This window comes from Streptococcus sp. 2020WUSS084 (genome assembly GCF_044427445.1).
Classification (GTDB): Bacteria; Bacillota; Bacilli; order Lactobacillales; family Streptococcaceae; genus Streptococcus; species Streptococcus suis.
Genome location: NZ_JAOTGC010000001.1, coordinates 252,703 through 261,708, shown reverse-complemented (window position 1 = coordinate 261,708; position 9,006 = coordinate 252,703). Strand labels below are relative to the sequence as shown.

Genomic DNA, 9,006 nt, shown 5'->3' with positions numbered 1-9,006 from the left:
TGATAATAGAAACAAAAAGAAAAACACAGACAGTTCGGCTGAATTTCATCAGAATCAGCTTGAATCTATCTGTGTTTTTTATTTACTGGCTAGTTTTTGCCCAGTCTCCTTATGTTTGATAGGGAATCGAAAAAAAGAGGAGGTCACCATGTCATCTGAACAACAAGAACGTCAAGCGATGCAATACGTGGAAAGAAGTAGTTTATTGACAGTTAGAACCCTCTTAAAGCTCTTAGAATGGTCGGCTAGGCAAGCCTTAGCTCAAGATTCAGCTTATAAGATTGGGGTTCAAAAACTGGAAGAACTCCTTCAAAGCCCTTACGCAATTGAAGCGATAGATGTTAGTAAAGACATACTGGATAAGCCAATCGATGTGGAGAAATTTAAGGAGTTGATGGAGTCAGAAAAACTGCCAATCGCAATTAGTTGGCAAAAAGACTAAAATTTTGTATAATAGGAATTGAAGTTAAATTAGATGCTAAAAATTTGTAATTAAGAAGGAGGGATTCGTCATGTTGGTATTCCAAATGCGTTATGTAGATAAAACATCTACTGTTTTGAAACAGACTAAAAACAGTGATTACGCAGATAAATAAATACGTTAGATTAATTCCTACCAGTGACTAATCTTATGACTTTTTAAACAGATAACTAAAATTACAAACAAATCGTTTAACTTCTGTATTTGTTTATAGATGTAATCACTTCAGGAGTGATAACATGAACAAAAATATAAAATATTCTCAAAACTTTTTAACGAGTGAAAAAGTACTCAACCAAATAATAAAACAATTGAATTTAAAAGAAACCGATACCGTTTACGAAATTGGAACAGGTAAAGGGCATTTAACGACGAAACTGGCTAAAATAAGTAAACAGGTAACGTCTATTGAATTAGACAGTCATCTATTCAACTTATCGTCAGAAAAATTAAAACTGAATACTCGTGTCACTTTAATTCACCAAGATATTCTACAGTTTCAATTCCCTAACAAACAGAGGTATAAAATTGTTGGGAATATTCCTTACCATTTAAGCACACAAATTATTAAAAAAGTGGTTTTTGAAAGCCGTGCGTCTGACATCTATCTGATTGTTGAAGAAGGATTCTACAAGCGTACCTTGGATATTCACCGAACACTAGGGTTGCTCTTGCACACTCAAGTCTCGATTCAGCAATTGCTTAAGCTGCCAGCGGAATGCTTTCATCCTAAACCAAAAGTAAACAGTGTCTTAATAAAACTTACCCGCCATACCACAGATGTTCCAGATAAATATTGGAAGCTATATACGTACTTTGTTTCAAAATGGGTCAATCGAGAATATCGTCAACTGTTTACTAAAAATCAGTTTCATCAAGCAATGAAACACGCCAAAGTAAACAATTTAAGTACCATTACTTATGAGCAAGTATTGTCTATTTTTAATAGTTATCTATTATTTAACGGGAGGAAATTAATTCTATGAGTCGCTTTTTTAAATTTTGGAAAGTTACACGTTACTAAAGGGAATGGAGATAAATTATTAGATATACTACTGACAGCTTCCAAGAAGCTAAAGAGGTCCCTAGCGCCTACGGGGAATTTGTATCGATAAGGGGTACAAATTCCCACTAAGCGCTCGGGACCCCTTGTAGGAAAATGTCCTAAGTGTGGCAACAATATTGTATTAAAAAAATCGTTTTATGGTTGTTCAAATTATCCTGAATGTAAGTTTACTTTAGCTGAACATTTTAGAAAGAAAAAACTCACCAAAACAAATGTAAAAGAATTACTAGAGGGAAAAGAAACCCTGGTAAAAGGAATCAAAAACAAAGAGAAAAAGCCCTACAATGCCGTTGTAAAAATTGGGGAAAAGGGATATATTGATTTTATCTCTTTTTCAAAATAAACATAAAAGCCCTTTAAAGAGGGCTTTTATATATTAATCACAAATCACTTATCACAAATCACAAGTGATTAATCACAAATCACTTGTGATTTGTGATTCTTAATGATACAATATTACTATACAAAAAAAGAATGGGGCGTAGTTATGGAGAAGGAAAAACTAAAAATACTTGAAGAATTAAGACGTATTTTAAACAATAAAAATGAAGCAATTATTATCTTGAATAATTACTTTAAAGGTGGTGTTGGAAAGTCCAAATTATCGACTATGTTTGCTTACTTGACAGACAAATTGAATTTAAAAGTTTTAATGATCGATAAGGACTTACAGGCAACATTGACAAAAGACTTAGCAAAAACTTTTGAGGTAGAATTGCCACGTGTCAATTTTTATGAAGGCTTGAAAAATGGAAACTTGGCTTCTTCTATTATTCATTTGACTGATAATTTAGACTTGATCCCTGGCACGTTTGATTTGATGTTACTGCCAAAATTAACTCGCTCATGGACGTTTGAAAATGAAAGTAGATTGCTTGCTACTCTTTTAGCACCTTTAAAAAGTGACTATGATCTTATTATTATTGATACTGTACCAACGCCAAGCGTTTATACAAATAATGCAATCGTGGCGAGTGATTACGTTATGATCCCTTTACAAGCAGAAGAAGAAAGTACAAACAACATTCAAAACTATATTTCCTATTTGATTGATTTGCAAGAACAGTTTAACCCTGGACTAGATATGATTGGTTTTGTTCCTTATTTAGTTGATACGGACAGCGCAACGATAAAATCAAACCTGGAAGAACTGTACAAAGAACATAAAGAGGATAATTTGGTTTTCCGAAATATTATCAAGCGAAGTAATAAAGTAAGTACTTGGTCTAAAAATGGCATTACAGAACACAAAGGCTATGACAAAAAAGTTTTGTCTATGTATGAGAACGTATTTTTTGAAATGATTGAGCGAATCATTCAATTAGAAAATGAAAAAGAATAGAATCACAAATCACAAGTGATTAATCACAAATCACTTGTGATTTGTGATAGGTGATGATAAAATAAATAGTAAGAAGAAATAGAAAGAAGTGAGCGATCGTGGGAAATTTAGGCGCACAAAAAGCAAAACGAAATGATACGCCAATCAGCGCAAAAAAAGATATAATGGGGGATAAGACGGTTCGTGTTCGTGCCGACTTGCACCATATCATAAAAATCGAAACAGCAAAGAATGGCGGAAACGTAAAAGAAGTTATGGATCAAGCCTTAGAAGAATATATACGGAAATATTTACCTGACAAACTTTAAAAGGAGTGAAAATGAAATGGCAGTTACGTATGAAAAAACATTTGAAATAGAGATCATTAACGAATTATCGGCAAGCGTTTATAATCGAGTATTAAACTATGTTTTGAACCATGAATTAAATAAAAATGACTCTCAATTATTGGAAGTCAATTTATTAAACCAATTAAAGCTTGCAAAACGTGTAAATCTTTTTGATTATTCTTTAGAAGAATTACAAGCCGTTCATGAGTATTGGCGGTCAATGAATCGTTACTCAAAACAAGTTTTGAATAAAGAGAAAGTGGCTTAATATGGCAAATATAGTCAATTTTACTGACAAACAATTTGAGAATCGCTTAAATGATAATTTAGAAGAATTGATTCAAGGAAAAAAAGCGGTTGAATCGCCAACCGCTTTTTTACTTGGTGGGCAACCAGGGTCAGGGAAAACGAGTTTGCGAAGAAGATGATTGAGCAGGCAGGAACAAAGTGATAAATTCAAATTGTGAGGGAAAATATAGATGAATCAAGGAAGAATTATTGTGATTACAGGCTCACCGGGGACAGGAAAAACAACAACTGCGTCAATTGTCGCAAAGGAATCAGATATGGATAAATCAGTGCATATGCACACCGATGACTTTTTTCATTACTTAAGCAAAGGCGCAATACCACCACATTTGCCAGAATCCAACAAGCAAAATCTGGTTGTCATTGAAGCCTTTTTAGAGGCTGCAAAGCGATATGCTCGTGGCGGATATGATGTAATTGTAGATGGGATTGTCGGGCCATGGTTTTTGGAGCCATGGAAAGCTCTTGCCCAAGAAGATTACGAGGTACACTATATTGTATTAAGAGCGAGTAAAAAAGAAACTATGAAGCGAGCTGTGGAACGCTCAAAATTAGATAGAAAAACAAATATTGAATTAGTGGAAACAATGTGGGAGCAATTTTCCGGTTTGGGAGTATATGAATCAAATGTCATAGACACAACTACATTCACAATTAAAGATACGGTTTCCGCAATAAAAGAAAGAGTTGCATGTGGGACGTCTTTACTATCTTAGACATTCCCATTTGTCAGGAAGATAGCAAAGCCAGCCGAGCCAGTCAACGGTCAAGATGAACGGCGCATTTCATGCGCCGCCGTTGACAGTCCCGCCCGTCTTTGCTAAAGGGTAATCAAGGCGGGAAAGCCCTAAAATGGCTTCACACCTATTTCAATAATTGGAGGAGATAAAAATGAGATCAGAAAAGGAAGTTTATGATATTGTTTTGAATTTTGCAAAAACAGACAAACGCATTCGCATGGTTACTTTGGAAGGATCTAGAACAAATACAAATATTCCGCCTGATGATTTTCAGGATTTTGATATTACTTTTTTTGTTACGGATATGGACAGCTTCACAAGTGATGATAAATGGCTAGATATATTTGGTGAAAGGTTGATTCTGCAAAAGCCGGAAGATATGGAATTATTTCCAGCTGTAGAAAAGGGATTTTCATATTTAATGCTGTTTACTGATGATGTTAAGATAGATTTAACTTTGCTGCCGCTGGAACTGATAGACGAGTATTTTACATGGGATAAACTGGTAAAGTTACTGTTGGATAAAGACAACCGTATCGTAAAGCCGCCAATACCAACGGATATAGACTACCACTTGCAGAAGCCTACTCAAAGAATGTTTGACGATTGCTGTAATGAATTTTGGAATACTACAACATATGTAGTAAAGGGCTTATGCCGCAAAGAAATTCTTTTTGCTATTGACCATATGAATGATATAGTACGAAAAGAATTGCTTCGCATGATTTCCTGGCTGATTGGTATCAAACAGGGATTTCATTTCAGTTTGGGAAAAAACTATAAATTTATGAAGCAATATGTCCCAGAGGAATTGTGGGAACGACTTATGTCCACTTATAATATGGATTCCTATCCCCATATGTGGGAATCCTTTGAACAATGTATGGCATTGTTCCGGGAGGTTTCGTCAGAAGTGGCATGCCAGTTGGATTACCAGTATCCACTATATGATGAAAAAATCAGTAATTATGTGATTCGGCAAAAGAAAAAATATGGCATTGAAGATGATAACAAATAAAATTTTTTCAATCGAAAAAATTTATTTTGATTATTCAATTTTGAAAAACTGAATACCTCAAAATCAGAAAGAGAGCGGCCAAGCACTTTGAGGGATTGGCCGCCTTGTCCACCCATCCAGCGGGACAGCGGGCGGAGGTCAAGGCCGGGTGTAAACCCGTTCATTTCAGCCTTGACGGTTGCCCGTTGTCCTGCTACTTTTCCGGGAGTGTGGCCACAACTTCGGGACACTTTGTCCACAAGTTGGAGCGTAGGACGAGGAACTGGGGCTTTCATATACGCCCTGTCTGCTGATGAGTCCAGACCTGCGCTTGCGGCTCCACGCCACGCAAGCACAGCCCTGTTTTCCTGCCGCTTCAAATGCCCTTGCCCTCCCCGGCGGCAACGGCATTTTCACGGCAACGCCGGCAGAGCGTATAACACACTACACTTTGCTTCGCAAAGTCGTGTGCCAAATGGGGGCGTTGCCCCCTTTGGAAACCCCAGACAACAAAACAGGCGGTATGCTCCCGAAGAGGGCAGCATACCGCCGTTTGTTGTCAGCAGCCCGTTTCATGGTCTGCGTGTAGTTCCTTGTAAACTGACCTAATGATACCTTTAAACAACAGCACCCTAATTTTGATGAACTAGTGAAACTTTATGAAAAAGACGTAGTAAAACACGTTACCCCTTATTCTAATCGCATGACAGAAGCGATCATAAGCCGTTTAAGCGATCAAGGCTATAACTTGGTGATTGAAGGTACAGGACGAACAACAGACGTTCCCATTCAAACCGCAACAATGCTTCAAGCCAAAGGTTATGAAACAAAAATGTATGTCATGGCAGTACCTAAAATCAACTCATATTTAGGAACAATTGAACGATATGAAACCATGTATGCAGATGATCCAATGACAGCCAGGGCAACACCAAAACAAGCGCATGATATTGTTGTCAAAAACTTACCGACCAATTTAGAAACCCTTCATAAAACGGGCTTATTTAGCGATATAAGGCTTTACAATAGAGAAGGAGTGAAACTCTATTCAAGCTTAGAAACGCCTTCCATTAGTCCGAAAGAGACCTTAGAAAGAGAATTAAATCGTAAAGTATCAGGGAAAGAAATTCAACCGACTTTGGAGAGAATAGAGCAAAAAATGGTTCAAAATCAACACCAAGAAACCCCTGAATTTAAAGCAATTCAACAAAAATTGGAAAGCTTGCAGCCACCTACACCACCAATACCCAAAACACCTAAACTTCCAGGACTTTAAACCTTAAAAAAGGAAAAGAGTAGTTACCAAAAAACGGTAACTACTCTTTTTTTATAAAAACATTTCCTCATGTTTTAAAAGCTGATCGAGAAATAAAGCACACAACGGTATTCTTTCTTTTTTCAGTTGGTACATTTTGCAGTCTGTAACGTGTCATTTACTGTTTGTTACCTTAACATATCCAGTCGAAAACACAAGGGTATATAAACGAGCAAGCTCGCCCTTGTGTTTTCTTTGTGTCTATGTTGCGTTCTCGTCACAGCAAACGACACGAACACACTGGCGAAAATGAACCAACAAAACGAAAAAAGAAAGGAGCGTATACTGTAATTTATTTCTAGCTTTTAAAACATGAGGAAAACAGCTTCACTTCCTCAAACGCCTAACAAAAATGGTTGTCAAAAAACTAAAAATCAAAAAAAAGAAAAGAGGAAAAGAAAATGGAAAAAACAAAAAAATTACAATTAGAAGATTTTACAGAAAATGAGTTTTTTGGAACACAAGAACAGAAATATCTAAAAGCTCAAGTAAGAGAAGAGCTAAAAGAGCAAAGACCTTGCTCGATCATCACTTGGATGAATTGGATTGTCTCAGGCATTCTCTTGATACTCCTTTTGATGATGAGCTTTTTCATGAGTGTTTCAGGTAGTAGTGTCATTCAACAAGATGAGATGGAGTTGACCAAGGCCTATACCCACATGACGTGGGAAGATGCGGAACATACGAGAACCAATGAAAAAGGGATTGCCTACTACACCAAGATTGATGAGATTATGGTTTACATGAATCATCAATACCAAGACTATAAGCTTGACGATGTCATGGAAAAAGGTGGTGCGACCTACAAAGCATTTCTCAGTCAAGTGTGGACGGACTTAAACGGTGGTGACTCTATTAGATCCATGTCTGACTTGTATAAAGAACCTGCTTACAAGCTGTCAGATGAGGACCAAGAAGAACTAAAGGAGTTGACCGAAGAAGGCAACTATTTAGCCCTTCAAGAATTGGACAATCCCTTCCAGGGACAGACCGATGAAGATAGTTTAAGTATGTTATACCGATATGGTTATGAGGTCATTGATGAAAAACCAACGCTTCATCACCATATCATCTTAGAAGCAAAAGAAGGTCAAGTCATTGTGGCTCCGATGGATGGCAAGGTATCTCTTGATGGGGAGAACGTTGTTTTGACATCTGGTAAGGGAGTCAATAAGACTAAACTAACCTTGTTTGGCATTCATTCAGGCCGAGTGAGTGAACATCAACAAGTCTTGGCAGGAGACATTATGGGTCAAACCAAAGACGGAACGGGTCTAAAAGTCACCTATCAAAAGGTTGATGATGACACGGATAAGTTGGTCTATGTCAATCCAGCTTTCTACTTTCCAAACGTGATTCAGGTTCAGACTACCATTCTTCCGACTATTGGTCAGTTTGGTGGCGACGAGTTCGAGAGAGCCAAGGCGATTTATGACTATCTCAAAAGTAAAGGTGCGACCAATCAAGCTATCGCAGCCATTTTAGGAAATTGGTCGGTAGAATCCTCCATTAATCCAAAACGTGCGGAAGGCGACTATCTATCTCCTCCTATTGGTGCGACAGATAGCTCGTGGGATGATGAGGGCTGGCTCTCACTTAATGGTCCAACGATATACAATGGACGCTACCCCAATATTCTCAAACGTGGTTTAGGCTTAGGACAATGGACAGATACTGCAGATGGTTCACGCAGACATACCTTGTTGCTCGAATATGCCAAAGGAAAAAATCTAAAGTGGTATGACTTAGGGTTACAACTGGATTTCATGTTGCATGGGGATAGTCCTTATTACACCAACTGGTTAAAGGACTTCTTCAAAAATTCAGGAAGTCCAGCTAGTCTTGCCCAACTCTTTCTCATTTACTGGGAAGGAAATTCAGGGGATAAGCTACTTGAGCGTCAGACACGAGCAAGTGAGTGGTATTACCAAATTGAAAAAGGCTTTAGTCAACCCAACGGTGGGACAGCACAAAGTGATCCAAAAGCACTTGAAGCTGTACGAGGAGACCTTTTTGAGAACTCTATTCCAGGAGGTGGTGACGGTATGGGGTATGCCTACGGTCAATGTACTTGGGGAGTCGCAGCCCGTATCAACCAACTGGGGCTAAAACTCAAAGGTAAAAACGGTGAGAAGATTCCAATTATCAGTACCATGGGCAATGGCCAAGATTGGGTACGAACAGCCGCAAGTCTCGGTGGGGAGATAGGGACAAGTCCACAAGAAGGAGCTATCCTTTCCTTTGCGGGAGGAGGACATGGCACACCAACAGAATACGGACATGTGGCTTTCGTCGAAAAAGTCTACCCAGATGGCTCCTTCCTTATCTCCGAAACCAACTACAATGGCAATCCCAACTACACCTTCCGTAAATTATCTGGAGTGGATAGTAGCTTGAGTTTTGCTTATACGACGAAATAAAAAAAGG

Annotated in this window: 6 protein-coding genes and 6 pseudogenes; all 12 read left to right on the top strand. The window is 38.0% G+C overall.

Translation table 11 applies throughout. From position 1 onward, the window contains the following. Positions 1 to 148: 148 nt before the first annotated feature. Positions 149 to 439: pseudogene (locus tag ODU50_RS01320) on the top strand (hypothetical protein); the annotation flags it as partial. A gap of 73 nt (positions 440 to 512) precedes the next feature. After that, a complete protein-coding gene (locus ODU50_RS01315; protein WP_031929417.1) occupies positions 513 to 596 on the top strand; it encodes a 23S rRNA methyltransferase attenuator leader peptide ErmL in 84 nt (27 codons plus the stop codon). 124 nt (positions 597 to 720) lie between these two features. Then, complete coding sequence (gene erm(B) / locus ODU50_RS01310; protein ID WP_056985928.1) at positions 721 to 1,467, top strand: 23S rRNA (adenine(2058)-N(6))-methyltransferase Erm(B); 747 nt, start codon at positions 721 to 723, stop codon at positions 1,465 to 1,467. Positions 1,468 to 1,473: 6 nt separating this feature from the next. Next, positions 1,474 to 1,596 (top strand): annotated as a pseudogene (locus ODU50_RS01305) (rRNA adenine methyltransferase); the annotation flags it as partial. A 33-nt stretch (positions 1,597 to 1,629) separates the two neighbouring features. Further along, positions 1,630 to 1,890 (top strand): annotated as a pseudogene (locus ODU50_RS01300) (topoisomerase DNA-binding C4 zinc finger domain-containing protein); the annotation flags it as partial. A gap of 102 nt (positions 1,891 to 1,992) precedes the next feature. Then, positions 1,993 to 2,889 carry a ParA family protein gene (locus ODU50_RS01295; RefSeq protein WP_002334978.1) on the top strand — a complete coding sequence of 299 codons (897 nt, stop codon included), beginning with the start codon at positions 1,993 to 1,995 and terminating at the stop codon, positions 2,887 to 2,889. Between the two features lie 98 nt (positions 2,890 to 2,987). After that, positions 2,988 to 3,197, top strand: a complete 210-nt coding sequence (locus tag ODU50_RS01290) for a peptide-binding protein (RefSeq protein WP_000527318.1) — start codon at positions 2,988 to 2,990, stop codon at positions 3,195 to 3,197. Between the two features lie 16 nt (positions 3,198 to 3,213). Next, on the top strand, positions 3,214 to 3,486 hold the full coding sequence (locus tag ODU50_RS01285) for an antitoxin (protein WP_000301765.1): 273 nt from the start codon (positions 3,214 to 3,216) through the stop codon (positions 3,484 to 3,486). 1 nt (position 3,487) lies between these two features. Continuing rightward, positions 3,488 to 4,243: pseudogene (locus ODU50_RS01280) on the top strand (zeta toxin family protein). Between the two features lie 175 nt (positions 4,244 to 4,418). Continuing rightward, on the top strand, positions 4,419 to 5,285 hold the full coding sequence (locus ODU50_RS01275) for an aminoglycoside 6-adenylyltransferase AadE (RefSeq protein WP_001255868.1): 867 nt from the start codon (positions 4,419 to 4,421) through the stop codon (positions 5,283 to 5,285). Positions 5,286 to 5,871: 586 nt separating this feature from the next. Next, positions 5,872 to 6,540 (top strand): annotated as a pseudogene (locus ODU50_RS01270) (zeta toxin family protein); the annotation flags it as partial. A 575-nt stretch (positions 6,541 to 7,115) separates the two neighbouring features. Beyond that, positions 7,116 to 8,999 (top strand): annotated as a pseudogene (locus ODU50_RS01265) (phage tail tip lysozyme); the annotation flags it as partial. Positions 9,000 to 9,006: the final 7 nt, after the last annotated feature.